The organism is Simplicispira suum (genome assembly GCF_003008595.1).
Classification (GTDB): Bacteria; Pseudomonadota; Gammaproteobacteria; order Burkholderiales; family Burkholderiaceae_C; genus Simplicispira; species Simplicispira suum.
Genome location: NZ_CP027669.1, coordinates 635,351 through 661,851, shown reverse-complemented (window position 1 = coordinate 661,851; position 26,501 = coordinate 635,351). Strand labels below are relative to the sequence as shown.

General features: G+C 63.7%; 25 protein-coding genes and 1 pseudogene. 16 read left to right on the top strand and 10 right to left on the bottom strand.

Going from position 1 to position 26,501, the window contains the following annotated elements:
* Positions 1-157 precede the first annotated feature (157 nt).
* Positions 158-1,099, top strand: coding sequence for an alpha/beta hydrolase (locus tag C6571_RS03145; protein WP_170094668.1), 942 nt, complete (start codon positions 158-160; stop codon positions 1,097-1,099).
* Here the strand turns inward: C6571_RS03145 and C6571_RS03140 are convergent.
* Positions 1,047-2,023 (bottom strand): annotated as a pseudogene (locus C6571_RS03140) (GMP reductase). The gene C6571_RS03145 and the pseudogene C6571_RS03140 overlap by 53 nt on opposite strands.
* Positions 2,024-2,224: 201 nt before the next feature.
* Positions 2,225-2,959: a hypothetical protein gene (locus C6571_RS03135; RefSeq protein WP_106445400.1), complete on the bottom strand. Its 735-nt coding sequence runs from the start codon at positions 2,957-2,959 to the stop codon at positions 2,225-2,227.
* 26 nt (positions 2,960-2,985) lie between these two features.
* Here C6571_RS03135 and C6571_RS03130 point away from each other — a divergent pair, with 26 nt between their 5' ends.
* The 4 genes from C6571_RS03130 to C6571_RS03115 all read left to right on the top strand — a co-directional run bounded on the left by C6571_RS03130 (position 2,986) and on the right by C6571_RS03115 (position 7,603).
* Positions 2,986-5,439, top strand: a complete 2,454-nt coding sequence (locus C6571_RS03130; RefSeq protein ID WP_106445399.1) for a UvrD-helicase domain-containing protein — start codon at positions 2,986-2,988, stop codon at positions 5,437-5,439.
* A 14-nt stretch (positions 5,440-5,453) separates the two neighbouring features.
* Positions 5,454-5,792: a hypothetical protein gene (locus C6571_RS03125; RefSeq protein WP_146139296.1), complete on the top strand. Its 339-nt coding sequence runs from the start codon at positions 5,454-5,456 to the stop codon at positions 5,790-5,792.
* Positions 5,789-6,244: a GNAT family N-acetyltransferase gene (locus tag C6571_RS03120; protein WP_106445397.1), complete on the top strand. Its 456-nt coding sequence runs from the start codon at positions 5,789-5,791 to the stop codon at positions 6,242-6,244. Before C6571_RS03125 ends, C6571_RS03120 begins: the two co-directional genes overlap by 4 nt.
* An 81-nt stretch (positions 6,245-6,325) precedes the next feature.
* The gene (locus tag C6571_RS03115) at positions 6,326-7,603 is read left to right on the top strand and encodes an HD-GYP domain-containing protein (protein ID WP_106445396.1); all 1,278 of its coding nucleotides are present in this window, start codon (positions 6,326-6,328) and stop codon (positions 7,601-7,603) included.
* A gap of 126 nt (positions 7,604-7,729) precedes the next feature.
* Here C6571_RS03115 and C6571_RS03110 read toward each other — a convergent pair whose 3' ends face one another.
* The 5 genes from C6571_RS03110 to C6571_RS03090 all read right to left on the bottom strand — a co-directional run bounded on the left by C6571_RS03110 (position 7,730) and on the right by C6571_RS03090 (position 12,064).
* The gene (locus C6571_RS03110) at positions 7,730-8,509 is read right to left on the bottom strand and encodes a FecR family protein (protein WP_106448011.1); all 780 of its coding nucleotides are present in this window, start codon (positions 8,507-8,509) and stop codon (positions 7,730-7,732) included.
* A complete protein-coding gene (locus C6571_RS03105; RefSeq protein WP_106445395.1) occupies positions 8,466-9,317 on the bottom strand; it encodes a BPSS1780 family membrane protein in 852 nt (283 codons plus the stop codon). Before C6571_RS03105 ends, C6571_RS03110 begins: the two co-directional genes overlap by 44 nt.
* On the bottom strand, positions 9,314-10,294 hold the full coding sequence (locus tag C6571_RS03100) for a homoserine kinase (protein WP_106445394.1): 981 nt from the start codon (positions 10,292-10,294) through the stop codon (positions 9,314-9,316). Before C6571_RS03100 ends, C6571_RS03105 begins: the two co-directional genes overlap by 4 nt.
* 86 nt (positions 10,295-10,380) lie before the next feature.
* Positions 10,381-10,758: a hypothetical protein gene (locus tag C6571_RS03095; RefSeq protein WP_106445393.1), complete on the bottom strand. Its 378-nt coding sequence runs from the start codon at positions 10,756-10,758 to the stop codon at positions 10,381-10,383.
* A 94-nt stretch (positions 10,759-10,852) separates the two neighbouring features.
* Complete coding sequence (locus tag C6571_RS03090; protein ID WP_106445392.1) at positions 10,853-12,064, bottom strand: serine hydrolase domain-containing protein; 1,212 nt, start codon at positions 12,062-12,064, stop codon at positions 10,853-10,855.
* 135 nt (positions 12,065-12,199) lie between these two features.
* On the opposite strand from C6571_RS03090, the gene polA reads away from it, so the two are divergent.
* The 5 genes from polA to C6571_RS03065 all read left to right on the top strand — a co-directional run bounded on the left by polA (position 12,200) and on the right by C6571_RS03065 (position 18,263).
* Positions 12,200-14,992: a DNA polymerase I gene (gene polA / locus C6571_RS03085; RefSeq protein WP_106448010.1), complete on the top strand. Its 2,793-nt coding sequence runs from the start codon at positions 12,200-12,202 to the stop codon at positions 14,990-14,992.
* A gap of 422 nt (positions 14,993-15,414) precedes the next feature.
* The gene (locus tag C6571_RS03080) at positions 15,415-16,152 is read left to right on the top strand and encodes an AzlC family ABC transporter permease (RefSeq protein ID WP_245901371.1); all 738 of its coding nucleotides are present in this window, start codon (positions 15,415-15,417) and stop codon (positions 16,150-16,152) included.
* A complete protein-coding gene (locus C6571_RS03075) occupies positions 16,149-16,457 on the top strand; it encodes an AzlD domain-containing protein (RefSeq protein ID WP_106445390.1) in 309 nt (102 codons plus the stop codon). Before C6571_RS03080 ends, C6571_RS03075 begins: the two co-directional genes overlap by 4 nt.
* A gap of 58 nt (positions 16,458-16,515) precedes the next feature.
* Positions 16,516-17,616, top strand: coding sequence for an AAA family ATPase (locus tag C6571_RS03070; RefSeq protein ID WP_106445389.1), 1,101 nt, complete (start codon positions 16,516-16,518; stop codon positions 17,614-17,616).
* Positions 17,613-18,263 carry a DUF4276 family protein gene (locus tag C6571_RS03065; RefSeq protein WP_106445388.1) on the top strand — a complete coding sequence of 217 codons (651 nt, stop codon included), beginning with the start codon at positions 17,613-17,615 and terminating at the stop codon, positions 18,261-18,263. Before C6571_RS03070 ends, C6571_RS03065 begins: the two co-directional genes overlap by 4 nt.
* Before the next feature lie 219 nt (positions 18,264-18,482).
* Here C6571_RS03065 and C6571_RS03060 read toward each other — a convergent pair whose 3' ends face one another.
* Positions 18,483-19,292 (bottom strand): isocitrate lyase/PEP mutase family protein, encoded by an 810-nt coding sequence (locus tag C6571_RS03060; protein WP_106445387.1) that lies wholly within the window; start codon positions 19,290-19,292, stop codon positions 18,483-18,485.
* 235 nt (positions 19,293-19,527) lie between these two features.
* Here C6571_RS03060 and C6571_RS03055 point away from each other — a divergent pair, with 235 nt between their 5' ends.
* The 6 genes from C6571_RS03055 to C6571_RS03030 all read left to right on the top strand — a co-directional run bounded on the left by C6571_RS03055 (position 19,528) and on the right by C6571_RS03030 (position 25,106).
* Entirely contained in the window at positions 19,528-20,736 is a 1,209-nt protein-coding gene (locus tag C6571_RS03055; protein ID WP_106445386.1) for an MFS transporter, read from the top strand.
* A 159-nt stretch (positions 20,737-20,895) separates the two neighbouring features.
* Complete coding sequence (gene yghU / locus C6571_RS03050) at positions 20,896-21,774, top strand: glutathione-dependent disulfide-bond oxidoreductase (RefSeq protein WP_106445385.1); 879 nt, start codon at positions 20,896-20,898, stop codon at positions 21,772-21,774.
* Between the two features lie 293 nt (positions 21,775-22,067).
* Positions 22,068-22,700 (top strand): glutathione S-transferase family protein, encoded by a 633-nt coding sequence (locus C6571_RS03045; RefSeq protein ID WP_106445384.1) that lies wholly within the window; start codon positions 22,068-22,070, stop codon positions 22,698-22,700.
* Between the two features lie 4 nt (positions 22,701-22,704).
* A complete protein-coding gene (locus tag C6571_RS03040) occupies positions 22,705-23,205 on the top strand; it encodes a flavodoxin family protein (RefSeq protein ID WP_106445383.1) in 501 nt (166 codons plus the stop codon).
* Between the two features lie 94 nt (positions 23,206-23,299).
* The gene (locus C6571_RS03035) at positions 23,300-24,196 is read left to right on the top strand and encodes a dienelactone hydrolase family protein (RefSeq protein ID WP_106445382.1); all 897 of its coding nucleotides are present in this window, start codon (positions 23,300-23,302) and stop codon (positions 24,194-24,196) included.
* Between the two features lie 58 nt (positions 24,197-24,254).
* Complete coding sequence (locus C6571_RS03030) at positions 24,255-25,106, top strand: ZIP family metal transporter (RefSeq protein WP_106445381.1); 852 nt, start codon at positions 24,255-24,257, stop codon at positions 25,104-25,106.
* Here C6571_RS03030 and C6571_RS03025 read toward each other — a convergent pair.
* Both C6571_RS03025 and C6571_RS03020 read right to left on the bottom strand, forming a co-directional pair.
* Positions 25,103-25,891: an SAM-dependent methyltransferase gene (locus C6571_RS03025; RefSeq protein WP_106445380.1), complete on the bottom strand. Its 789-nt coding sequence runs from the start codon at positions 25,889-25,891 to the stop codon at positions 25,103-25,105. The two genes, C6571_RS03030 and C6571_RS03025, sit on opposite strands and share 4 nt — an antisense overlap.
* Positions 25,888-26,487 (bottom strand): Maf family nucleotide pyrophosphatase, encoded by a 600-nt coding sequence (locus C6571_RS03020; protein WP_106445379.1) that lies wholly within the window; start codon positions 26,485-26,487, stop codon positions 25,888-25,890. The genes C6571_RS03025 and C6571_RS03020 overlap by 4 nt, the downstream gene beginning before the upstream one ends.
* Positions 26,488-26,501: the final 14 nt, after the last annotated feature.

Here is a 26,501-nt window from a genome sequence, read left to right as displayed (position 1 = left end):
TCTGGCTTGCAGCCGCGCCGCACCCAGGTTCAAGGTGTTTTGCAGTAAACCGCACCAGATGGCGCTCTGCAGATCGCACTGAGGAGTGTCTGCAACCGTCAAAGGATAGCCGCCTGTAGCATGATGGATCCCTGTCCAAGCGCAAGAAATGGAATCTATGAGCATCGCCTTGCATGACGCCGCCTGGTACGAGAGCATGTACAACAACCGTGCGCTCGTTCCGGATTGCGGTGAATACCTTCAGCGCTGGGCCGACGATTCAGCGGTGGTTCGGCGTGGCCAGGCCGGTGTGCTGGACCTTGCCTATGGCCCTGCTGCAAGCGAAACCCTGGATATCTTTCCTGCGCGAGGGCCGCAAAGCAACGCGGGCGCGCCGGTGCTGGTGTTTGTCCATGGCGGCTACTGGAGTGCGCTGGACAAGTCAGACCATTCCTTTGTGGCGCCGGCCTTTTGCCAGCAAGGCTGTTGTGTGGTGGTGGTCAACTACGCGCTGTGCCCTGGCACCGCCTCGCAGCCGGTGTCGATTCCAATGATCCTGGAGCAAATGGAGCGTGCTCTCGCCTGGGTCGGCGAGAACATTGCGCGCCATGGCGGAGACCCGGCGCGCATCACGGTGGCAGGGCACTCTGCGGGCGGTCAGATCGCCGCCATGCTGTTGTGCACCGCGGGGCGCGATGAAAGTTCCCAGAGTCCGGTGCCCCGGCTTCGCAATGCACTGTCGATTTCGGGCGTGCACGATCTGGAGCCGCTGATGCACACGCCGCGCTACCAGTCGGTGCTGCGGCTCACGCCAGGGCAAATCCAGCAGGCCAGCCCTGCGCGCCAGCCTGTACCAGCCCAGGGCGAGCTGTGGTGTGCCGCGGGCGGTGACGAGAGTGCGGAATTCTTGCGGCAGAACCAGCTCATGCAAGCTGCCTGGGGCACCGCCATCGTTCCCCAGACGGCAGCGCTGCCGGGGCTCCATCATTTCAGCATTCTCGACACGCTGGCGACGCCGGGGCAGGCGCTGCACGACATGGCCTTGGGCCTGCTGCGTGCGCCAAGGGTCACATCAGCAGATGCTCGCCCGCATTGTCTCCGCCAAGGATCACGTAGTTGACCTTGCGAATGTCCATCAGCCGGGTGCCCCCGAGTAGCTGATGGAGCTTTGCACGTCCTGCTCCATCTCGATCAGGGTGTCGGCCAGCTTGCCTTTGATGGGTTCGAGGATCCGCTTGCCTTCAACGTGCCGGTACTCGCCCTTGTTGAAGTCGCTCGCCGAGCCGTAGTACTCCTTGAACAGCTCGCCATTGACTTCCACGGTCCGACCGGGGGATTCCTCGTGCCCTGCAAAGAGCGAACCAATCATCACCATGCTGGCGCCAAAGCGCACACTCTTGGCAATGTCGCCATGGCTGCGAATCCCGCCGTCGGCAATGATGGGCTTGGTGGCCACGCGCGCGCACCACTTGAGCGCCGAGAGCTGCCAGCCGCCGGTGCCAAAACCGGTCTTGAGCTTGGTGATGCAGACCTTGCCCGGGCCGACGCCAACCTTGGTGGCATCGGCGCCCCAGGTTTCCAGGTCGATCACCGCCTCGGGCGTGGCCACGTTGCCCGCGATGATGAAGGCGCGCGGGAGCTTTTCCTTCAGGTGCGTGATCATTGCGTGCACGGTCTCGGCATGGCCATGGGCGATGTCGATGGTGATGTAGTCGGGTGAGAGCCCCTCGGCGATCAGTTGGGCCACGGTGTCGTAATCGGGCTGCTTGACGCCCAGCGAGATCGACGAATACACGCCGCGCTCGGTCATGTCGCGCACGAACTTCAAGTTGTCAAAGTCGAAGCGGTGCATCACGTAAAAGTAGCCGCTCCTGGCCATCCATTCGCAGATGGACTCGTTCACCACCGTTTTCATGTTCGAGGGCACGACCGGAAGGCGAAAGCGTCGTCCACCGAGTTCCACGCCCGCGTCGCACTCGGCGCGGCTTTGCACACGGCACTTGCGCGGCAGCAGCAGCACGTTGTCGTAGTCGAAGATTTCCATAAAGATTCCAAGCTCCGTAGAAGGCCGCAGAGGCAAACACTGCCCTGCGGTGGGCGCTTGGCTTGGCCCCGGCTCTTGCGGGGCGCCTGCAGTGAGGCCACCCGATCCCTGCTTGCGCAGGCACAAAAAAACCGGGCGCCAAGAAACTTGGGCCCGGTGGTTGATTGTACCGGTCTGGCGCGCAATGCGCTGGCGCAGGCGTTATTGCCTGGCTGCAGCGCACTGGGCGCGCGTGGTGGCGACGACTTGGCCATTGGGGTCCTCCATCCAGCCAATCAGCGCCAGGCGGTTCGGGTCGGTGCTGGGTGTCAGCTGCATGGAGCGGCGTTCTATCCATCGGGTATCGCGAGGCAGGTTGCGCAGCTCACTTTTTAATAGCTGGTCGCGCACGTTCCACTTGCGCTGGAACAGGTTTCGAACCAAATTCCTGCTCACGGGCGTGCCTTCCACTCCTTCTGGAATCTGCTCGACGAGCGCGACCGACAGCGTCCATTCACCCGCTGCGTCGTGCGGCAAGGCTCCAAGGTAGCTGATGGTGGTGCCTACGTAGCCGCCGACGGCCGGACCAAAGGACACGCGCAAGCGGCCGGGCAGGCGCTGCGCCACGGCCGCGACGTGGACGTCGGTGGCGGCAGGCGGCAGGCGGCCCATGGCTTGCAGCCGGCTGAGTGCCTCGGTGCTTGCGGCAGCAGACAGGGGTGCATCGTCGCCTGCGCGTCCCGGCACGATCCAGTCGAGCACTGCGGCACTTGTGCCGGGTGCAAAGCTGGCGCTGCTCCAGCAGTCGGCGCAATCCGCGCTTAAAAAACGCTCGTAGAGGGCGTGCGGGGCAGGCGCCCCGTCACTGCTGCAAGCGTTTTGCGCGATCGCGAGCGGCAGATGCAGCGCCATCAACAAGGGCAGCAGCAGTGGCACCGTGGCGGGGGAAAATTTCATAGGGCCTCGCTTTCTACAATCGGCGCATGTTCCCACAAGACCCGGTTTCGCGCGCGCCGCAGGGCGACGCCTTCCCTCCGCAAGGCGCTGCGCCGTCGCCAACCCCTTCGCCGCTGCTGGCGAACCTCAACCCCGAGCAGCTTGCCGCCGTGACGCTGCCGTCGGGCCACGCGCTCATCCTTGCCGGGGCCGGTTCCGGCAAAACCCGCGTGCTCACTACGCGCATCGCCTGGCTGCTGCAAAACGGCTTGGCCACGCCGGGCGGCATTTTGGCGGTCACCTTTACCAACAAGGCCGCCAAGGAAATGGTGGCGCGGCTCTCGGCCATGCTGCCGGTGAACGTGCGCGGCATGTGGATTGGCACTTTCCACGGCCTGTGCAACCGGCTGCTGCGCGCGCACCACAAGGCAGCTGGTCTGCCGCAGGCGTTCCAGATTCTGGACACGCAAGACCAGCTCTCGGCCATCAAACGCCTGTGCAAGCAATACAACGTCGACACCGAACGCTTCGTGCCCAAGCAGCTGCAGTATTTCATTGCCGGCTGCAAGGAAGAGGGCATGCGCCCCGGCGACGTGCCCACGCACGACAGTGACGCGCGCAAGAAGGTCGAGATCTACCAGCTGTATGAAGAGCAGTGCCAGCGCGAAGGCGTGGTCGATTTCGGCGAGCTGATGCTGCGCAGCTTCGAGCTGCTGCGGGACAACGACCCGATTCGGGCGCACTACCAGCGCCGCTTTGCGCACATCCTGGTGGATGAGTTTCAGGACACCAACAAGCTGCAGTACGCATGGCTCAAGCAGCTCGCCGGCGACGAAGTGGCCGGCCATTTCGAGCCGCAGGGCAGCGTGATGGCGGTGGGCGACGACGACCAGAGCATCTATGCTTTTCGCGGCGCGCGCGTGGGCAACATGCAGGATTTCGTGCGCGAGTTCGACGTCGAGCGGCAGATCAAGCTGGAGCAAAACTACCGCAGCTACAGCAACATCCTGGACAGCGCGAACGCGCTTATCTCGCACAACAGCAAGCGCCTGGGCAAGAACCTGCGGACGGAGCAAGGCCCCGGCGAACCGGTGCGCGTGTACGAGGCGGCGAGCGACTTGCAGGAAGCGCAGTGGATGGTGGACGAAATCCGCCAACTGGTGCGCAGCGACGGCGTGGCGCGGCAGGAAGTCGCCATCCTGTACCGCAGCAACGCGCAAAGCCGGGTCATTGAAACAGCGCTGTTCAACGCCGCAGTGCCCTACCGGGTGTATGGCGGCCTTAGGTTTTTCGAACGCGCCGAAATCAAGCACGCGCTGGCCTATCTGCGCCTGCTGGAGAACCCGCAGGACGACACCAGCTTCCTGCGCGTGGTGAACTTTCCGCCGCGCGGCATTGGCGCACGCAGCCTGGAGCTGCTGCAGGACGCCGCCAATGGCGCCGGCTGCTCGCTGCACGACGCGGTCAGCACCATCAGCGGCAAGGCCGGCAGCAACCTGACCGCCTTTGTCGCGCAAATCGACGTGCTGCGCGAGCAGACACAGGGCCAGACGCTGCGCGCCATCATCGAGCAGATGCTGGAAGCCAGTGGCCTGCTGGAACACTACCGCGCCGAGCGCGACGGCCAGGACCGGGTCGAAAACCTGGAAGAGCTCGTCAACGCCGCTGAGAGCTTTGTCATGCTGGAGGGCTTTGGCCGCGACGCCGTGGCGCTGCCTCTCGATGAGCATGGAGAGCCGCTGACCCAAAGCCCGGCCAGCCAAGGGCTGGACCTCAACGCGCCGCTGCTGGATGCGCCCCTTTCCGGCCCGCCGGGGGTTGACCAGGACACCGGCGAAACCCTCTCGCCCCTCGGCGCCTTCCTGACCCACGCCGCGCTCGAAGCCGGCGACAACCAGGCCCAGGCCGGGCAGGACGCCGTGCAGCTGATGACGGTGCACGCCAGCAAGGGTCTGGAGTTCGATGTGGTCTTCATTGGCGGCCTGGAAGAGGGCCTGTGCCCGCACGAAAACGCCCTGAGTGAACAGGGTGGTATCGAGGAAGAGCGCCGCCTGATGTACGTGGCGATCACGCGCGCCAGAAAGCGCCTGTACCTGAGCCACTCGCAAACGCGCATGCTGCACGGTCAGACGCGCTACGCCATGAAGAGCCGCTTCTTCGACGAACTGCCCGAATCGGCGCTCAAATGGATTACGCCCAAACAATCCGCGTTTGGCCGGACTGCTCCGTTTTCAGAAGCTGCTAGCGCTTATGGGACGAGCGCTAGAGGCCAATTTGGCTTGAATTCCGAGCGCTTTGCCAGCCCGCCGGTGCCGCCGCAAAAGCTGCCTGCGGCGCACGGGCTGTCTGCAGGCAAGAAGGTGTTCCACACCAAGTTTGGCGAAGGCAAGGTGCTGGCCATTGAAGGCACGGGCGACGATGCGCGGGCGCAGGTGAGTTTTGCGCGCCATGGCACCAAGTGGCTGGCGCTGGCGGTGGCGAAGTTGACGCTGGTGGATTGAAGCGAGCGCGCAAGATGTTCGTGCTGCCTGCCCTGATTTTTCCGTTTGTTTTTGGTCTGGCGCTGTTTCGGCTGGTCGAGATTCCCCGCAAACTCTGGGCCGGTATGTTGCGGCTTCCAGGTCGGCATCGCCGTCTTTGGTTGGCCGCAACCGCAGGCGCCTACCTGGCGTTGTTGTGTTACACCGCCGCGCTTGCTGCCGTGCTGGCGAGGGCGATCTTTCTCGCAGAAAATCAGGTCTTCGCCTACCTGTCTTTGCTCATTTATGTCGCATCCTATCCGGTGGTGTATTTCGTGGCGGCATGGGTTTTTTACTACGGGCTAGAGCCCAAAAAGCACCAGGAAGCACGATGAACAAGGTTGCGGTCCGTCAAGCTGCCCTGTCCGACCTCGACGCACTCGCTGCGCTGTTCGACCGTTACCGCCAGTTCTATGGTCGCGGGAGCGACGTCGACGCGGCGAAGGCGTTTCTGCTTGCACGGTTCAATCATGGCGAGTCGGTGTTGTTTCTCGCGTTCGACGGCGACATGCCGGTTGGGTTTGCGCAGCTCTACCCCAGCTTTTCCTCGGTGTCGCTCGCCAGAATCTTTGTGCTGAACGATCTTTTCGTGGATACCTCAGCCCGCAAACAAGGTGTTGCCGGCAAACTGATTGCTGCTGCTGTCGCGTTCGCAAAAACCGTGGGGGCCGTTCGGCTGTCCCTGTCTACGGAGGTGGGGAACAAAAGCGCCCAAGCCCTTTATGAAGCAAATGGCTGGAAGCGGGACGAGGCGTTCCTTTCTTATGAGTTTTCGGTGCCGCTGTGAGTCGACGCTCCAGCGTTTCCGCAGTCGCGGGCCTCCATTTCGAGCCGACGCGATTAGTTTGATCCATTTGCCACCTGCCCAATGAATTCTCCTGTCACACGCACCATCTCTGTCGATCAATTGTGCATCGGCCTGTATGTGCATCTCGACATGAATTGGCTGGATCATGCATTTGCGCGCAATAGTTTCGTCTTGAAAAATACTGCACAGATTGATGCCATCAAGCGGCTCGGTATTCGGCATATTCGAGTGGACCCGAGCCGTTCGTCAACCCGTCCTTTGCCTTTGGCCACCAAGGCGCCGGAGCAAGTAGAAGTGGTTGTGCCTAGCGCAGAAGAAGACGCGCTGATGAGCGAGAAAAAAGCGCGTATCGAAAGAATTATTGCTGAGCGGGCTGCCATTGCCGAATGCGAGAAAAAATTTGCCAAGGCGGGCAGCACCTTGAAAAATATCGAGCGCAGCGTTTTTTCGAGGCCGCAAGATGCCTATGCCGAAGCGGACCAATTGGTGCAGCATATGCTTGATGATCTGCTGGCCGACAGGAGCATCGCAATCCACCTCATGAACGACAAAATCGCCGGTGAGGATGTGTATTTTCATTCGCTCAATGTGTCGGTGCTGGCAATGATGCTGGCCAAAGAGATGGCGCTGCCAGCGGACGACATCAAAGCTGTAGGCATCGGTTGCCTCTTCCATGATATTGGCAAGGTGGAAATCCCCACGCGGATTGTGAATTCAACGCTCCCTCTTAACCGCGCAGAAAAAAACCTGCTGCAATTGCATTGCCAGTATGGCCTGAATGTGGTGGCCAAACTTGGCTTGCCGAAGGGTGCATTGGATATCATCGGTCAGCACCATGAATACATGGACGGCAGTGGATACCCAGAACGTTTGCGCGGCGAGCAAATCACTTTACTGGCTCGAATTGTCAGCGTTGTCAATACCTATGACAATCACTGCAACCGCGCCAATCCGGTCGATTCGCTGACGCCGTTTGAGGCTTTGTCGCTGATGTTCAAACAACAGCGGCACTTGTTGGATCCGGCGGCGCTGACCATGTTTATCCGCTGCATGGGCGTTTATCCACCCGGCACGCTGGTGAAATTATCGGACGAAGCGCTGGGCATGGTCATTTCGATCAATCCTGGAAAGCCATTGCGCCCCAGCGTGTTGATTCATGATCCCAGTGTGCCGAAAAGCGAAGCGATTATTCTGGATTTAAGCCAGGAAACCGATATCGAGATCAGCGCCAGCTTAAAACCCAGCCAGCTCAGTCCCGAAGCCTACGACTACCTGAGTCCCCGCAAGCGCATGAGTTATTTTCTGGATGTCCCCAAGGTGGGGCCGAAAAAGCCCTGAAAAACAGTCGGTGCAACTGTGCCATTGGCCGACCATGCCGTTTCTCACTGGCTTGAAAGAAATATGTCATCGACGACGCGAGGGACGTCCATGCAAGGATATCCCTGGCGGGGGCCCGGCACGCTTTCAGTTGATATTTCCATAGCCAGGGCCAGGGGTTGTCTGGGAACCTTTTTCGTATTGGTGACCGCTTCCGTCCCTGCTTCCCTTTACGCCGGTGATTTGCCAGGCTGTGCGCTGGCGCACCAGGGCGGCGAGCATCTCCATCTCTTCGTCGGTGTGGTTGATGGCGCGGGCCGGGAACAGGCTTTGCCCATTGCGTGGGCTCGCCTCCGCCCAGAAGGACTGGTGGTAGGTGGATTCGCTGACAGTCCGGTCCGCACCTGCAGCAATGTCCACGGTGCCGTAGCAGTTGCAGAAATAGCTGCGATAGTCCTGCTCGGCATGCACCTCGGCGTACACGCCGGTGCCTCGGATGCCCGCTACCAGGGTGGGCGTGACCAAGCGGCGGTCGGTGCCGCGGCTCCAGACGCTGGCCACGGCCCCATGCAGCAGGCGCAGTACGCGCACAGCAACGGGGCTCTCGCCTTCCAGTGCCAAATGGGTGTTTTCGCGGACCAGAAATGCGCTGTCGCCCACGGTCAGCACCACGCGGGAGCCGGGGCCGGTCTCCAGGCGATCGCCTGCGGCAATGGCGTCTTGCAGGCCGATGCGGGTGCCATTGCGCAGCACGTCGCCGCGCAGTTCGACGACACGGCTTGGCAAACTCTCTGTTGCCTGTGCCCACGCGGCCTGCCAGCCACCGGTGGCCGCCCACAGGCTTGCGGCCTGCAACAGCTGGCGCCGCTGCAGCAGCGCACGGTCAGTCGGCGGCGGGTGGCGAGGGTTCCGGGGCGGGGAGCGCATCGCTGGCATTTTGCGCGTCTGGCTGCTGCGGCGGCTCAAAGCAATCCCGAAAGGTAAACACAATCGAGGTAAAGCACATGGCTGCCAGCATCAGTGCCAGCGCCACCATGGCGCCGCCCATCACGGTGGCGCCGCTGCCCAGGCCCATGGCCGCCAGCAAGGCGGTGATCAGGCTCATGACCACGCCGCCCATGGCAAACACTGCCAGCCAGCCCAGGCCGTACACCGTGAATGCGCCCAGGTTGCGCACGCAGGCGATGAAGCTGAAGAACAGGCTTTTGACGGGCGGGACGCCGTGCCAGTGCACCAGCCCCGGCGCATGCCAGAACAAGAGCGACAGCGGCAGGTACAGCACCATGGCCACCCACATGGCGAGCTGGAAGTCGCTGCTTTGCGCCACTTCCTGCGTCAGGGGCTCGCCGCCCAGATAGACCTGGGCAAACTGCCCGCCGTCAAAGAGGGCTGAGATTGCAATGACCAGCAAAAAGCCTGCGGCGTAGAGCACGCCCAGCATGGCCATGTCGCGCAGGCGCTGGCGCCCGGTACGAAACGCCACCAGCAACAAGGCCGGCGTGGGAAAGCGCCCCTGGCCGGCCTCGGCCGCAGCGACCATCATGGCCAGCGTTGCCGAGGGCAGCAGCGCCAGCGCCAGCGCCGGGCCGATGAGCGGGAACATCGAGACGATCGACATGGCCGCCATGGTCATGAAAAACAGGGCCGACAATGCCATGGGCTGGCGCCAGAAGACGCGAATGCCGCCTTTGACCCAGGCGATGCCGGTGCGTGCGGGGACGATTTGGAGTTTCATTCAGACAGGCAGGTGGAGGCGTAGGCAGAGGGGACAAGAGGGTGGGCGACGCGCTGGCGCAGCACGCGCTCGAAATGCTGGGGGTCGTGCGGCGTCAGCACCTCGGCTTCGCGCGGCAAATGCCAGTCCCACAGGCGCGAGATCCAGAAGCGCAGCGCTCCGGCTCGTGCCATCGCGGGCAGCAGGCCGCGCTCGGCAGCGGTGAGTGGCCGCACGGCCTCATACGCCTGCAGGAGCGCGCTGGCGCGCCGGGCGTCGTGGGCGCCGGTGGGCAGGTGGACGCACCAGTCGTTCATGCACACCGCCAGGTCGAACAGCCAGGTGTCGACACCGGCAAAGTAGAAGTCGAAGAAGCCGGTGAGCTGCTCGCCTTCGAACATGACGTTGTCGCGAAACAAGTCGGCATGTACCGGGCCGCGCGGCAGGGCGGCGTAGGCGGGGCTCTCGGCCACGTGGTTCTGGTAGGCCAGCTCGGCCTGCAAGAGCGCGGCCTCGCTTGCATCCAGTTCGGGCAGTACCAGCGGCGCCGTTTCGTTCCACCAGGCCAGAGAGCGCAAATTGGGTTGCTGGCGATCAAACCCGCGCCCGGCCAGATGCATGCGCGCCAGCATGCCGCCCACGGCTGCGCAGTGCACCGGCTGGGGCGCGAGCTGGCTGTGGCCGGTGAGGCGATTGACCAGTGCAGCGGGCTTTCCGCAGACGCTGTGCAGGATTTCGCCGTGCGCGTCGGCTTGCGGATCTGGCACCGGAATGCCGGCGTGCGCCAGGTGCTTCATCAAGTGCAGATAGAACGGCAGCTGCTCGGCCGTGAGGCGCTCGAACAGCGTCAGCACGTACTCGCCCGCCGTGCAGGTGACAAAGTAGTTGGTGTTCTCGATGCCGCCGGCAATGCCGCGCAACTCGATCAGTTCGCCGAGATGGAGCTTGTGCAGCAGCGCGCTGGCCGCTTCGGGGGAGACGGGGGTAAATACAGCCATGGCTCAGGGCACCACGAAAACGGGGCGTTCAAAAAGGGCGGACGCGAGGCGGGCCGCAGGGTGGGGCGGGGGAAGGCAGGCGTGGCTCAGAACTTCATCACGTTCCACACGCGCGGGCCGGTGGTGGATTCAGAGCCGTTCTGCGCCCGGTTGCGCACGCCGTCGGACGGAAGCACTTCATAGGAGGGCATGTTGCCAGCAGCGGGCTGCACCTTGATGCTGCGCGTCTGGCCACCAATGCGCAGTTCGTCCACCGTGCTGCCCTGGTCTTGCAGGTGAATGCGTTCGGTGCGCTGCTCCACACGCTTGTTCTTTTGCTCTGTATTTGAGAGCTGTTCACCCTTATCTGGTGAGCGCTGGGTGCCATTTTGACTGGTATTTTGAGCGACAACCGGGGCGCTGACAAAGGCCAGCAGCACCAGTGCGGCGAGGAGGGATGCAATGGGGGAAGTGGGGGCGCGCATAGCGCGATTCTAGGCGCGCCGCGCCGTGCCGCCTCGGCGCCAAAGGCGCAGCGCCGGCGGACTATACCGGCCCGGCCGCAAGCGCCCCATCGGCTCAGCGCGCCGGCGCGGCGGCCGCCTCGTCGTCCACCGCCTTCTGCACGGCCAGATAGAACGCCTCGCGCGCGTCGCTGGTGGCGCGGTCGCTGGCGCCAGCGGACCAGTTGGCGTTGGAGGCAATCACCAGCTTGCGCTTGGGGTCGATGAAGATGCCCTGGCCGAAGATGCCGCGCGCAGCGAAAGCGCCGGTGTCGTACGTCCACCACTGGTAGCCGTAGGCCCGGCCGGGCTGTCCGGTGGCGGCCTGGCCAGTGGTCGCCTCGGCCAGCCAGCCGTCGGGCACGATGCTCTGGCCGCCCACCTTCGCCCCGTCGAGGATGAACTGGCCAAAGTGGGCAAAGTCGCGCGTTGCGGCCTGGATGCAGCAGCCACTGATCTCGTTGCCGGTCTTGGAGAGCAGCCAGGTGGCCTGCTGCTCCATGCCGGCAGGGTTCCAGACCTTTTCGTACAGATAGTCGGCCAGCGGCTTCTTCGTTGCCTGCTGCACCAGGATGCCCACGAGATTGGTCTCGCCCGTGCTGTAGTGCCAGCGCGTGCCGGCCGGCGCCTCGCGCGGCAGCTTGCGCATGTAGCTCACCAGCGCGTCCACGCCGGGTTCGGGCTTGTGGTTGTTGAACTGGGCGACGTCGGATTGGGGGTCGCCGTAGTCCTCGTTCCAGCGCACGCCCGACGTCATGGTGAGCAGCTGGCGCACGCTCACGTCGTCATAGGCCGAGCCCAACATGCCCGGGATGTAGTCACTGACCTTGTCGTCCATGCTCTTGATGAAACCATCGCGCAGCGCCGCGCCCACCAGCGTGGAGGTGAAGGATTTGGCGACGGAAAAACTCGTCCAGCGCCCGTCCTTGTCAAAGTCCAGGCCGTAGCGCTCGACCCGCAGCTTGCCATCCTGCAGGATCACGATGGCAGCGCTGCGCTGGCTGGCCATGTAGGCGTCCAGGTCGATGGGAAGCTTGAGCGGCTCGCCCTGCGGCAGGGGCTTGGGCGCGCTGCTGGCGGGGATGTCGTGCCATTTGGCCAGCAGTGAAATCCGGTCGAGTGCGCGAAAGGCAGCGTCGCGCTGCGGCACGCTCCAGAACAGCAGGTCGCGGTTGGTGGGCGCGGTCTTGAGCAGGGCGCGCGTCTCCTTGTCCAGGCTGAACCAGCCGGCCGTGCCGGCAAGGATGAGCGCGGCGAGGGCTCCCAGGGCGATTTTTTTGAGCTTCAATGGATTGCTCCCAAGTAGGCAGTGGCGAACGAAATGGCAACCGGCGACATTCAACACGAAGCGCTGCCGGCGCGCCAGAGGGCAAGCCCCCTGACGGTCGACGCCGACGCCCGCTTCCTGTGCACAATCTGGCGCATGAGCGACAACAAAACCCTGCTGCTGGTCGACGGTTCGAGCTACCTCTACCGCGCCTTCCACGCCATGCCCGACCTGCGCGCCGTGCCCGGCGACCCGGCCAGCGCCGCCACGGGCGCCATTCGCGGCATGATCAACATGATGCAGTTGCTGCGCCGCGAGGTGCCTGCCGACTACGCCGTCTGCGTGTTCGATGCCAAGGGCCCCACTTTCCGGGATGAAATTTATCCGGCCTACAAGCAGCAGCGCAGCCCCATGCCCGACGACCTGCGTGCGCAGATCCCGCCCATCCACGAAGTGGTGCGCCTGCTGGGCTGGCCGGTGCTCGATGTGCCGGGCGTCGAGGCCGACGACGTGATTGGCACCCTGGCCGTCATTGCCGCGCGCCAGGGCATCGAGGTGATTGTCAGCAGCGGCGACAAGGACCTGGCGCAGTTGGTGGACGAGCGCATCACCATCATCGATACTATGAACGGCAAGCGCCGCGACATGGCGGGCGTCGAGGCCGAATTTGGCGTACCTGCGCGCCTGATGGTGGACTTCCAGACCCTGGTGGGCGACCAGGTGGACAACGTGCCGGGGGTCGAAAAGGTCGGCCCCAAGACCGCCGCCAAGTGGCTGCAGGAATACGGCTCGCTTGATGCGCTGATTGCCAGCGCCGACCAGATCAAGGGTGTTGCAGGCGAGAACCTGCGCAAGGCCTTGGCCTGGTTGCCCACCGGCCGCCAGCTCCTCACCATCAAGACCGATTGCGATCTGGCCGAGTGGATTGCGGACTTGCCCCGCCTGGAGGCGATTGCGATTGGCGCGCCCGACGCACCCAAGCTGAAGGATTTCTACGAAAAATATGGCTTCAAAAGCCTGGCGCGCACGCTGGAAGCGGCAGCGCCTGCCGCCGCAAGCGCGCCCGAAGTGGCGATGCCCGGCCAGAGCGGCGACCTGTTTGCCGACCACTCGGCCAGCCCCGTGGCCGAGGCGGCGCAGCAGCGCAGCGTGGTCTATGACACCATCCTGAACTGGACCAATTTCGACCAGTGGCTGCAGCGCCTGCAGGCCGCCGAGCTGGTCGCCATCGACACCGAAACCACCTCGCTTGACGCCATGCGCGCCGAAATTGTCGGCATCAGTTTCAGCGTGCAGGCGGGCGAGGCGGCTTACATCCCGCTCGCCCACGCCGGGCCCGATGCGCCCGAGCAACTGCCGCTGGCCGAGGTGCTGGCGCGCCTCAAGCCCTGGCTGGAAGACGGCAAGCGCCACAAGCTTGGCCAGCACATCAAGTACGACCGCCATGTGCTCGCCAACCACGGCATCGAGGTGCAAGGCTACGCGCACGACACCATGCTGCAAAGTTACGTGCTCGAAGTGCACAAGCCGCACAGCCTGACCAGCCTGGCGCTGCGCCACACCGGCCGCACGGGCATCAGCTACGAAGACCTGTGCGGCAAGGGCGCGCACCAAATTCCCTTTGCCCAGGTGCCGGTGGACAAAGCCGCTGCCTATTCGTGCGAAGACTCGGACCAGACGCTGGACGTGCACAACGCCCTGTGGCCGCTGCTCCAGGCCGACGACAAGCTGCGCTTCATCTACGAGCTGGAGATGGCGAGCAGCGAGACGCTGTACCGCATCGAGCGCAACGGCGTGCTGATCGACGCGCCCACCCTCGCCGCGCAAAGCCACGCCCTGGGCCAGCGCATCGTGCAGCTGGAGACCGAGGCGTACGAGATTGCCGGCCAGCCCTTCAACCTGGCGAGCCCCAAGCAACTGGGCGAAATCTTCTTCGACAAGCTCGGTATGCCGGTCGTCAAAAAGACCGCCACCGGCGCGCGCAGCACCGACGAAGAAGTGCTGGAAAAGCTGGCCGAGGACTATCCCCTGCCTGCCAAGCTGCTGGAGCACCGATCCTTAAGCAAGCTCAAGGGCACCTACACCGACAAACTGGCGCAGCTCGCCAACCCGCGCACCGGGCGTGTGCACACGCACTACGCGCAGGCGGTGGCCGTGACTGGGCGGCTTTCCAGCACCGACCCGAACCTGCAGAACATTCCGATCAAAACGGCCGAGGGCCGGCGCGTGCGCGAGGCTTTTGTGGCGCCGCCAGGCAGCGTGATTGCCAGCGCCGACTACAGCCAGATCGAGCTGCGCATCATGGCCCATATCAGCGGCGACCACGCCTTGCTGCATGCCTTCCACGCCGGCCTCGACGTGCACCGCGCCACCGCCGCCGAAGTGTTTGGTGTGGCGCTGGACCAGGTTTCAAGCGAGCAGCGTCGCTACGCCAAGGTCATCAACTTCGGCCTGATCTACGGCATGAGCAGCTTTGGCCTGGCGAAGAACCTCGGCATTGAGACCAAGGCCGCCGCCGCCTACATCGACAAGTACTTTCAGCGCTACCCCGGCGTCAAGCAGTACATGGACGAAACCAAAGCCCAGGCGAAGGCGCGCGGCTATGTCGAGACGGTCTTTGGCCGGCGCCTGTACCTGCCCGAAATCAACAGCCCCAACGGCCCGCGCCGCGCCGGCGCCGAGCGCGCTGCCATCAATGCGCCCATGCAGGGCACGGCGGCCGACCTCATCAAGCTCGCCATGGTGGCGGTGCAAAAAGAGCTGGACGCGCACAAGCCGGAAATCAAAATGATCATGCAGGTGCACGACGAACTGGTGTTCGAACTGCCCGAAGCCGAGGTGGATTGGGTGAAGGCAGAAATCCCGAAACTGATGGCCGGCATCGCCGAACTGAAAGTGCCGCTGCTGGCCGAAGTGGGCGTGGGGCCGAACTGGGACAAAGCACACTAGTGTCGGGAGTTGGAAGTACGTTGAAAAATGAAAAGGGGCGAAATCGTCGTCAGGCAAGGCGCAAACCACAGTGATAGCCGTAGCTATCGCGAGGATTTGCAACGCCGCATGGCGGCGATTCTCGGCACTTTTCTGAGACGAATTTCCAACTCACGACACTAGGACTCCCCCTGCGGCGCGCCTGTGGCACACAGGCAGTGGCGCGAGCGGCGCAGGTATCGGGGTCAGATCACGATTTCGCAAAGCGAAACTCGTGCTCTGACCCCGATGCCGGACTATCGAGCGCCGCGATGGCGGGCCGCACAACAGTCGGGCTCTTCGCCAGCAGCCATTGCGTGCCTGAACCAAGATAAAAAAATTTAATTGTTTTAGGCCTCTAGCGCTTATCCAGTAAGCGCTTCCAGCTATCAAAATTGACATCTGTGCGTCCCTCTCAACCCACCCTGCGCCCCGCCTCCTGGACCCCCGCCATCCGCATGGGCCTGTCCATCGCCGTCGCCACCGGCCTCTACGGCATCTCCTTCGGCGCGCTCGCCGTGGCGGCTGGCCTCACCGTCGGCCAGACCATGGCGCTCAGCCTGCTCATGTTCACGGGCGGCTCGCAGTTCGCCTTCATCGGCGTGATCGCAGGTGGCGGTGTCCCGTCTGCCGCGCTCGGCGCCGCAGCACTGCTGGGCGTGCGCAACGCCATCTACGCCATGCAGATGAACCACATGCTGCAGCCCCTGGGCTGGCGCAAAGCACTGGCGGCGCAAGTGACCATCGACGAATCCGTGGCCACCGCCGCAGGCCAGACCACGCTCGCTGAGCAGCGGCGCGGTTTCTGGACGGCCGGCCTGGGCATCTTCGTGCTCTGGAATCTGTTCACCTTCGTCGGCGCCTGGCTCGGCGACGCCCTGGGCGACCCGCGCCGCTGGGGGCTCGACGGCGCCGCCGTCGCGGCCTTTCTCGGTCTGCTCTGGCCGCGCCTGCGCCAGCGCGAGCCCGTGGCGCTGGCGGTGCTGAGTGGTGTGGTCACTGCGCTCGCCTTGCCTCTGCTGCCGCCCGGCCTGCCGATCCTCGTCGCCGCTGCGGTCGGTGCCGCCTGGGGTTGGTGGGTGCCGGAGCGCGCTGTGGCAGCGCCGGTGGCGCCCGACGCGGAAGAAGGGACCGCACCATGACGCTCTGGTTTGCCATCTTGGTTGGCGCCGCCGTCACCTACCTCACCAAGCTCTCGGGTTACGCCGTGCCTGCCCGCTGGCTTGCCAACCCGCGCATGACACGCGTGGCCGGGGCCATCACCGTGGCCCTGCTGTCGGCCTTGACCGTGATGAACACGTTCGCAGCGGGCGCTGGGCTGGTGCTGGATGCGCGGCTGGCGGCTTTGGTGGTGGCGGCGCTGGCGTTGTGGGCGCGCTTGCCGTTTTTGCTGGTGGTGGTGCTGGGGGCGGGCGCCGCAGGGGCGGTGCGGTGGTGGCAAATATGATGGGTTTGTTTTGCGTAGCGCAGCTTTGGACTGATGACTTCGATAACATCTGTCGGAAATGTTCAAACCCGCCCAAAACTCGGATCAAATCTCTCGGCTCGTCCTAAAAGGCTATAAGTCCATTGCCGAATGCGACATCGCGCTGGGTCGCATTAATGTACTGATCGGCGCCAATGGTGCAGGCAAATCCAATTTGATCGGTTTTTTTCGACTCATCAACCGCATCCTGGACCGACAGTTGCAGACGGCCGTAGGGTTGGCTGGCGGGCCGGATGCACTATTGCATTTCGGCCGGAAGAAGACGGAGGAGCTTCATGCTGAACTCTATTTTGGCTACAACGGATACCGCTTTACGTTGAAGCCTACTCAGGACAACCGGATGATGTTCTTCCGTGAAGCACTGTGGTGGAACGTCCATGGGGATTGGCGACCCACCTCGGGTCATTTCGAGTCTTACGCAGAGGAGCAAAAGGGAAAGACAGGCATTTATCAACACGTGGTACCAGCGATGCGCAGTTGGCGCCTGTACCACCTGCACGACACCAGCAGCAGCGCCTTAGTCAAGCAAATTCACAACCTCAACGACAACGAGTACCTTCGCGATGACGCCCGCAATCTGGCCGCATTCTTGTTGCGGCTGAAGAAGCACCACGAGGAGCACTACCAGCGAATCGTCAAGGCCATTCGACTGGTTGCGCCATTTTTCGGTGACTTTTATCTGCGTCCTACGGTCGACAACAAGGAGCGGATACAGCTTGAATGGACGGAGCGTGGACAGGATGAGCCGTTCACGGCGGCAGCCCTGTCTGACGGTACGCTGCGCTTCATCTGTCTGGCGACAGTGCTGCTGCAGCCAGAGGAGTTCATGCCCGCAGCTATCCTGATTGATGAGCCGGAATTGGGCCTGCACCCCTTTGCCATCACGGTGCTGGCAGGGTTGATGAAATCTGCAGCACAAAAGCACCAGCTCATCGTTTCCACGCAATCGGTAGAGTTGGTGAATGAATTTGATGCAGAAGATTTGATCGTGGTCGATAAGCGCGGTGGCTCTTCCACCTTCAAGCGACCTGACACCGAGGCGCTGTCCGAATGGTTGAATGAATACAGCCTCGGTGATCTTTGGAAAAAGAATTTGCTGGGCGGGAGACCAGGTCGATGAGTCGCGTCTACTTGCTCGTGGAGGGGCAAACGGAGGAAGCCTTTGTCAATGAGCTGTTGACTTCGCACTATGCTCGGCTGGGCCTGTATCTGGTGCCTATCATTGTCAGTACCAGCCCCGGCCATCGGGGCGGGGTGGTGCGCTATGCCAAGGTCAGACCACAGATCGAAAAGTTGTGCAAACAAGACGCTCGTGCCCATGTCACGACGCTGTTTGACCTCTACGCCTTGCCAGTCGACTTCCCTGGAAAGAGCCTTTCTGTTTATCCAGCGTCTGCCAAAGGTCAGGATAAGGCGAGGTTTTTGGAGGCTGCACTGGGTCAGGATATCGGACAAAAAAATTTCATCCCGCACCTGCTTGTCCATGAGTTCGAAGCTTTGCTATTTGCACAGATCGATGCCTTTGCGCAATGGACGGATGACGATCAGGCGCTGGAGCCCTTGCGGGCTATTTCGAGTAAAACCTTGCCTGAGGATATCAACGACAGCCCGCACACCGCGCCATCCAAGCGCATCTTGGCAGCCATGCCCGACTATCAGAAATCTTTTCATGGGCCGCTGATCGCCTGTGACATTGGGCTGGATGCCATAAGAGCTGTCTGCCCGCACTTTGACAGTTGGTTGAGAGCGATCGAAGCGCTAGCGTGAACGGATAGGCTTCGGTCGAGTCGTTCAGTCTCTGCTTAGGCCTGTGCGACGCCTGCGCTCAGAGCGCGCGCGATCATCGCTTGGCCGTCAGTTCCGGGTAGGTATCCCACAGCCCTAAACATCAGCAGTCGGTCGAACTATTTCGGCTTTGGGCACGAGGGGGCATGTCACATGTCCTCCGTTGATGCTCACGGTCTCGGCACTTCGGCACGCAAACCCCTACCGCCCAAGAAACATCGCATCTACCTTCGGCAACCCCTCGAAGCAAGCAAACGTCCCCCCATCCGCAATCTCTCTGGCCGCGTGCAGGAATCCCGCCCAGGCCGTGCGCGCCAGCGCCCCGCCGACGCTGATCCGGCGCACGCCCAGGTCCGCTGCCTCGGCAACGGTGATATACGGCGCGTTGATCAGCAGGTTCACCGGTTTCGGCGCCACGGCAGCGACGACGGCGGCGATATCGTCCCGCTTGTGAATGCCCGGTGCGTACAGGCAGTCGGCGCCGGCCTCTGCATAGGCCTGCAGGCGGCGGATGGTTTCGGCAATGTCCGGGCGCCCGCAGATGAAACCTTCTGATCGACCGGTGAGCAGGACGCCACTGCCCGTCTCGTCAATCGCCTGCCGCGCAGCCTGGATGCGGGCGACCGCGAGTTCGAAGTTGTACAGGGGATGGTCAGGGTCGCCCGTGGCGTCTTCGATGGAGAGCCCGGCAATGCCGGTGGCCACGGCGAGTGTCACGTTGGCGGCAACCTGGGTCGGCTCGATGGCGAAGCCGCCCTCGAAATCCGCGTTCACGGGCAGCGCAACGGCGGCAGCGATTTCGCGCAGGTGCTCAAGCGTCTGATCGAGGGTGATCTGGTTGTCTGCTCGACCGCGCGACCACGCGAAGCCTGCGCTGGTGGTGGCCAAGGCCTTGAATCCCATCTGCTCCAGAGCCCGCGCACTTCCCACATCCCAGGGGTTGGGCATGACGAAACAATGCGCTTCATGCAAGCGGCGAAACGTTTCGCGCTGATGTTGATTTGCTTCCATGCCATGGCTCCAAGAACGCAATCGATGGAATGATTTTGCCCCTTCGAGGGTGCCGGGTGCCGGGTGTCGGGGGGCAGATCGAGCGCGCTGTCCAGCCCGATTGGCACCACCTCTTGGCAGGTGGCTAACCGAGTTGCAAGACAGATTTCCGTTCGAAATCTAGAATTCCGGTGCTCCAGCCGCCGCATAGCTCCCATCTCCGCGGTTGGCGCGCCTCCTTCAGGAACCCCTCCCAATGTCCAGCCTTGCCGCCACGCTCAGCCCGCCTCAAGCCCCCAAGGCCGAGTACCGCGTTCTGGGCGCCATCAGCGCCTCGCACATGGTCAACGACATGATGCAGTCGCTGATTCTGGCGATGTACCCGATCCTCAAGGGCGACTTTCACCTGAGCTTTGTGCAAATCGGCTTCATCACGCTGACCTACCAGTTGACGGCGTCGCTCCTGCAGCCGCTGATTGGCCTGTACACCGACCGCCGGCCGCAGCCGTATTCGCTGCCCTTTGGCATGGTCTCCACCTTGTGCGGTCTGATTCTTCTGGCCTATGCGCCGACTTACGCGGTGTTGCTGCTGGCTGCGGCGTTTGTTGGGCTGGGGTCGGCCATCTTCCACCCGGAGTCCTCGCGCATCGCGCGGTTGGCGTCGGGCGGGCAGCACGGGCTGGCGCAGTCGGTGTTTCAGGTGGGCGGCAATACGGGCAGTGCGGTGGGGCCTTTGCTTGCCGCCGCCGTGATCGTGCCGTTTGGCCAGCGCAGCGTGGCCTGGTTTGGCCTGGTCGCCTTGATGGCCATCGTGATGCTGCTGCAGGTGAGCCGTTGGTATGCCGCGCACAACCTTGCGGCCGGGCCAGTGAGTCTGCGCGCAGTGCCAAGCTCGCCGCACCCGCGCGGTGTGGTGCTGTTTGCGATTGGCGTGCTGCTGGTGCTGATTTTTTCCAAGTATTTCTACATTGCCGGCATCAGCAGCTTCTATACCTTCTACCTGATCGAGAAGTTCGGGGTGTCGGTGCAGAGCGCGCAGGTGCATCTCTTTGTCTTCCTGCTTGCCTCGGCCATCGGCACGCTTGCCGGCGGGCCCATTGGCGACCGCATTGGACGCAAGCCGGTGATCTGGGCGTCGATCCTGGGCGTTGCGCCCTTTGCCTTGCTGCTGCCGCATGCCGATTTGTTCTGGACAACCGCGCTCACCATCGTGATTGGGCTGGTGCTGTCTTCTGCCTTCTCGGCGATCCTGGTTTATGCGCAGGAACTGATGCCGGGGAAGATTGGCGCGGTGTCCGGCCTGTTCTTCGGCTTTGCCTTTGGCATGGGAGGCCTTGGCGCGGCGGCGTTGGGGCTGTTGGCTGACCGCACCAGCATTGAGTTTGTGTACCAGGCCATCGCCTACCTGCCGTTGCTGGGCATCGTTGCTGCCTTGCTCCCCAAAAGTCAAAGACGCACGCGCTAAGGGCGCTTTGCCCGGCATCAGCGCCGGTCGCATCCCTTCAAGCGGGCTGCCCAGGCGGTTTTTGGCCCCGAGATACACGAAACGAGCAGCGTCGCTACACTGATTTTTGTTGCGCACCTGCGGGTCGCGCCTGTCTGATTTGTTCGAGGAGCTTGTTGCATGAGTGATTCCACCCCCTACACCCCGCCCGCCGTCTGGCAGTGGAACAAGGAAAACGGCGGCAAATTTGCCAGCATCAACCGGCCCATCTCCGGCGCCACACACGACAAGGAGCTGCCGGTGGGCAGGCATCCGCTGCAGCTTTATTCGCTGGCGACACCCAATGGCGTCAAAGTCACGGTGATGCTGGAGGAATTGCTGGCGACGGGCCACAGTGGGGCCGAGTACGACGCCTGGCTGATCAATATCCAGGAAGGCGCGCAGTTTGGCAGCGGCTTTGTGTCGGTGAACCCCAATTCCAAGATTCCAGCGCTGCTGGACCGCAGCGATGCGGGCAAGCCCGTGCGGGTGTTCGAGTCCGGCGCCATCCTGTTGTACCTGGCGGAGAAGTTCGGCGCCTTTGTCCCTGCCAGCGGCGCCGCGCGCGCCGAGTGCCTTTCATGGCTGTTCTGGCAAATGGGCAGCGGGCCGTTTTTGGGCGGCGGTTTCGGGCATTTTTATGCCTATGCGCCGGAGAAGTTCGAATACCCCATTGATCGCTTTGCCATGGAGGTCAAGCGCCAGATGGACGTGCTGAACAAGCGCCTGGCAGAGCACGAATTCATCGCCGGCAGCGACTACACGATTGCCGACATGGCGATCTGGCCGTGGTACGGCGCACTGGCCAAAGGTCAGTTGTACGAGGCAGGCGAATTTTTGCAGGTGCACGAATACACGCATGTGCTCCGCTGGGCCGAGCAGATTGCGCAGCGCCCGGCGGTGCAGCGCGGCCGCAAGGTGAACCGCACCTGGGGCGAACCCGCCAGCCAGTTGCATGAGCGCCATGACGCGAGCGACTTCGACACCCAAACGCAGGACAAGCTCAATCCAGCGAATTAGGGCCTGATAACACTATGCAAGGGGTCGCGAAGGTCATCAGAACCTGCCCATCAAGGCGCGCGACGCCGTGCGTGCGTCCGCACGCTCAAGGAGCGCAACGCCCAGGGGCGGGCTCTGATGGCCTTCCCTTCGGGTTGTCTCGCAAAGGGGCCGTCTGCGGCTTTGCCCGCGCTTGCAAGGCACCAGCCTTGCTGCGCACGTGCGCCTTGCATACAGCCCCTTTGCGAGACAACGCGATTGCCTTGCATAGTGTTAACAGGCCCTAGCCCCTCCACCCCGCCAAGGACATTGCCATGATCACGTTGTACGACTGCGCCACCGCCCCCAGCCCCCGCCGCGCCCGCATTCTCCTGGCCGAGAAGGGCGTTGCCCACGACACCGTGCCAGTGGATCTGCGCACTGGCGAGCAATTGGGTGAGGCCTACCGGCAGATCAACCCCCAGTGCACCGTGCCGGCCCTGCGCACCGAAAGCGGCGCGCTGTTGACCGACAACGCAGCCATCACCGCGTACCTGGAGGCGCGCTACCCCGAGCCGCCGCTGCTGGGCACCACCCCCGAAGAAAAGGCCGAGGTTGCCAGCTGGAACTGGCGCATGGAGTTCGAAGGCCTGCTGGCGGTTGCCGAGGCGCTGCGCAACAGTGCCCCCGCCATGGCGGGCCGCGCGCTGCCGGGGGCGGTGAACTACCCGCAGATTCCTGAACTGGCGCAGCGTGGGCTGCTGCGGGTGGAGCAGTTCTTTGTGTTGCTCAACGACCGCCTGGCGGGCCGCGACTTTGTTGCGACCGAGCGATTCAGCGTCGCCGACATCACGGCCGTGGTCGCCGTGGACTTCGCGCGTGTGGTGAAGCAAAAGCCGGGCGAGCAGCACCCGCACCTGCTGCGCTGGCGCGCCGCCATGGCGCAAAGGCCGTCGATGGCCTTGTAACCGCATGTCTGCGCGCAAGACGCTGCTAATCGTCTACCACTCCCTGACGGACGGCACCCGGCAAATGGCTGAGGCGGCGCGTGCCGGTGCGGCGGCGGACGACAGCTGCACGGCGCGGCTGCTGCACGCCGCTGAGGCAGGAGCGCAGGACGTACTGGCAGCCGACGGCTACCTTTTCGCCACTCCCGAGAATTTGGCGGCGATGAGCGGGCAGCTGAAGGATTTTTTTGACCGCAGCTACTACGCGGTGCTCGACCGGGTCAATGGCCGCCCTTATGCCGCACTCATCTGCGCGGGCAGCGATGGCAGCAATGCGGCGCGGCAGGTGGCCCGCATAGCCACAGGTTGGCGGCTCAAGGCGGTGGCCGAAGCGCTGATCGTCTGTACGCACGCCCAGACGCCAGAGGCCATTTTGGCGCCCAAGCGCATCGGCGCCGACGATCTGGAGCGCTGCCGGGCACTGGGCGAGGCGCTCGCCACGGGGTTGGTGCTGGGGGTGTTTTAGTTTGCTATCAAGTAGATAGCTGCTTGCGCTTATGTATCGGGCGCTAGGCCTTGAAATGATCTGATTTTCCAACCGCTGTTCAGGAGAAATCGCCATGGTGTACGAAGATATCCACGCCGACATCCACGCCCTGCTGCCGGGCCGCAGCACCGAGGCCGGCGCGCGCCGCCGCACGGTGCTGCACACGGCGCTGGGGCTTGGCTACGCGGCAGCGGCCGCGCCACTGATGGCGCAAACCGCCATTGCGACGCCGGCGGACGGGCTCACTGCAGGGGAAATCAGCTATACCGTCGATGGCTTCCAGGTACCCGCCTACCGGGCCGCACCTGCAGGCAAGAGCGGGCTGCCAGTGGTGCTGGTGGTGCACGAAATTTTTGGTGTGCACGCCTACATCGCCGACACCTGCCGCCGCCTGGCGCATGCGGGCTACCTCGCCATTGCCCCCGAGCTGTACGCGCGCCAGGGCAACCCAGCCAGCTACGGCGAGATGGCCAAGCTGATGAGCGAACTGGTGTCCAAGGTGCCCGACGGGCAGGTCATGGCCGACCTGGACGGTGCGCTGGCCTGGACTGCGGACCATGGCGGCGACCCAGCGCGCGCCGCGATCACCGGTTTTTGCTGGGGTGGGCGCATCGCCTGGTTGTACGCGGCGCATGGCCCGGTGAAAGCCGGCGTTGCCTGGTATGGCCGGCTCGAAGGGGCGGCCACGCCGCTCACACCCAAACACCCGCTGGAACTCGCGCCCATTTTGCGTGCCCCGGTGCTGGGCCTCTATGGCGAAGCCGACACCGGCATTCCTCAGGAATCCGTGGAGCGCATGCGCGTGGCGCTGGCGGCCGGCTCAAAGGCGGCCAAGGCCTCCCGCATCGTGACCTACCCCGATGTGCCGCACGCCTTTCATGCCGACTACCGCGCCAGCTACCGCCAGGCTGCCGCCCAGGACGGTTGGGCACGCATGCTCGCCTGGCTGCACGATCACGGCGTGCGCTGATGCCATAAAATCGCAGTCAAAAGCGCATCCAGCGCTTGTCTAATAATAAGATGCAGCTATGACTTTGATAGTTATCTTGCTCGCCACACTGGCGGCGGGCATTGGCAGCGTGTGGCTGGCCGCCCTGCTGATGCGGGCGGGTCTGGGCCGCAGCGGCGATGGGGTGGGGCCGCAGCACCTGCTCAGCTTGGCAGCGGGCGCATTGCTGGCCACGGCCTTCATGCTTTTGCTTCCCGAAGCTTTTGAAAGCGGCGTGAGCCCGCAAGCGCTGTTTGCCACGCTGCTGGTGGGCCTGGTGTTTTTCTTCTTGCTCGACAAGGCCGAACTCTGGCACCACGGGCACGAGCATGCGGACGGCGGCCACGGGAACGGCCACGCGCATGCGCATGAAGAGGGGCATGAAGAGGGGCATGAAGACGGGCATGGGGATGGACATGGCCACGCGCCAGCGACCCCGCGCGTCGGGGGCTGGGCCGTGCTCACTGGCGACAGCGTGCACTGCTTTGGCGACGGTGTGCTGATTGCCTCGGCTTTCGTCGCCGACATGCGGCTTGGGCTGGTGGCTGCGCTCTCTGTTCTGGCGCACGAGGTGCCGCACCATATGGGCGACCTGGTGGTGCTGCGCCAAAGCAGCACCAGCCGAAGCGCGGCGCTTGTCAAAGTGTCGCTGGCGGGCGCTGTCACGGCCTTGGGTGGCTTGCTGGGCTATGTCCTGCTTGAACGCCTCGATTTCGCGCTGCCGTATTTCCTGGTCATCGCATCCAGCAGCTTTGTCTACGTGGCGCTGGCCGATTTGATTCCGCAACTGCAAAAACGCTTGTCGGCGCGCCAAACCTTGCACCAGGTACTGTGGCTGCTTGCAGGCATGGTGCTGGTTACCGTTGTCGGTCATCTCGCGCACCAGCACTAGGGCCCGATCGCAAAGACCGCCGGCGTGTTGCGTCCCGGCGGCATGGCTCCGCGCCACCGGCTGGCGGGCAGGCTGCGAATGCTGGCGCTCTCCAGCGTCAGTCCACTGGCCACCGCCAGCCGGGTGTTCGACTTGAGCGTTTGCACCAGCGCCTGCAAGAGGGTGGCATTGCGGTACGGCGTTTCAATGAAGAGCTGCGTTTGCCCGGTGCGCAGGGCGAGCGCCTCGAGCGTGGCAATGCGCTGGGTGCGCGCGGTGGCGTCCTGCGGCAAATAGCCGACAAAGGCAAAGTTTTGGCCATTGAGCCCGCTTGCAGCCAGCGCCAGCAACAGCGACACCGGCCCGGCCAGCGGCACCACGGCGAGGCCCAGATCGTGCGCAGCCCGCACCACCGAGCTGCCGGGGTCGGCGACCGCTGGCATGCCGGCTTCGCTGAGCAGGCCCACGTCGTGCCCTGCCAGTGCGGGCGCCAGCAGGGCGCGCGTGTCGGCGCTGGCGTGGCCAGGGCCGCCGTGGTCGCCTTTTTTGTGCACGGCGCGCGGCAGCTCGGTGATCTGCTGCTCCTGCAGCGGGAGCGCCAGCGGGTGCACGGCGTCAATGCGTTTCAGATAGGCACGGGCGCTTTTGGCGTTCTCGCAGATCCAGTGCGTGGTGCGCGCCGCCGCGAGCAGCGTGCCGGCCGGGAGCGTTTCTTGCAGCGGGGTTTGTGTCTCGCAGCCGAAATCAAGCGGCGCTGGGACCAGCAGCAGCCTGCCGCGGGCGGTGTCCACCGTGCCGCCACTCATGGCAGCACCAAGCCGGCGGCGCGCAGCATGCGGCAGGTGCGGATGAGCGGCAGTCCGATCAACGCGGTGGGGTCGTCGCTGACGATGGCGTCGAGCAAGGCAATGCCCAGGCCCTCGCTTTTGGCGCTTCCGGCGCAGTCGTAGGGCTGTTCGGCGCGCAGGTAGCGCTCGATGCTGGCGTCGTCCAGCGGGCGAAAGCGCACTTCGACCGGGGCGATGTCCACCGCTTCGAACCCGCTGTCGGCGCAGACCACGGCCACAGCCGTCTGGAAGATCACGCTTTGCCCGCTCATGCGACGCAGTTGTGCTGTGGCGCGTTTGTGGTTGCCGGGTTTGCCCAAGGGTTCGCCGGCCAGGTCGGCCACCTGGTCGGAGCCAATCACGATGGCCTGTGGGTGCAGGGCTGCCACGGCGCGTGCCTTGGCCAGCGCCAGGCGCAGTGCCAGGGAGCGCGGGGCCTCGCCCGGCAGCGGTGATTCGTCGGTTTCGGGTGTGGCGACGGCAAAGGGCAGGCGCAGGCGTTCGAGCAGTTCGCGCCGGTAGCGCGAGCTTGAACCGAGCACCAGCGAGCGATTTTTCACAGGGTAGTCAGGCATCGCACGATTCTCTT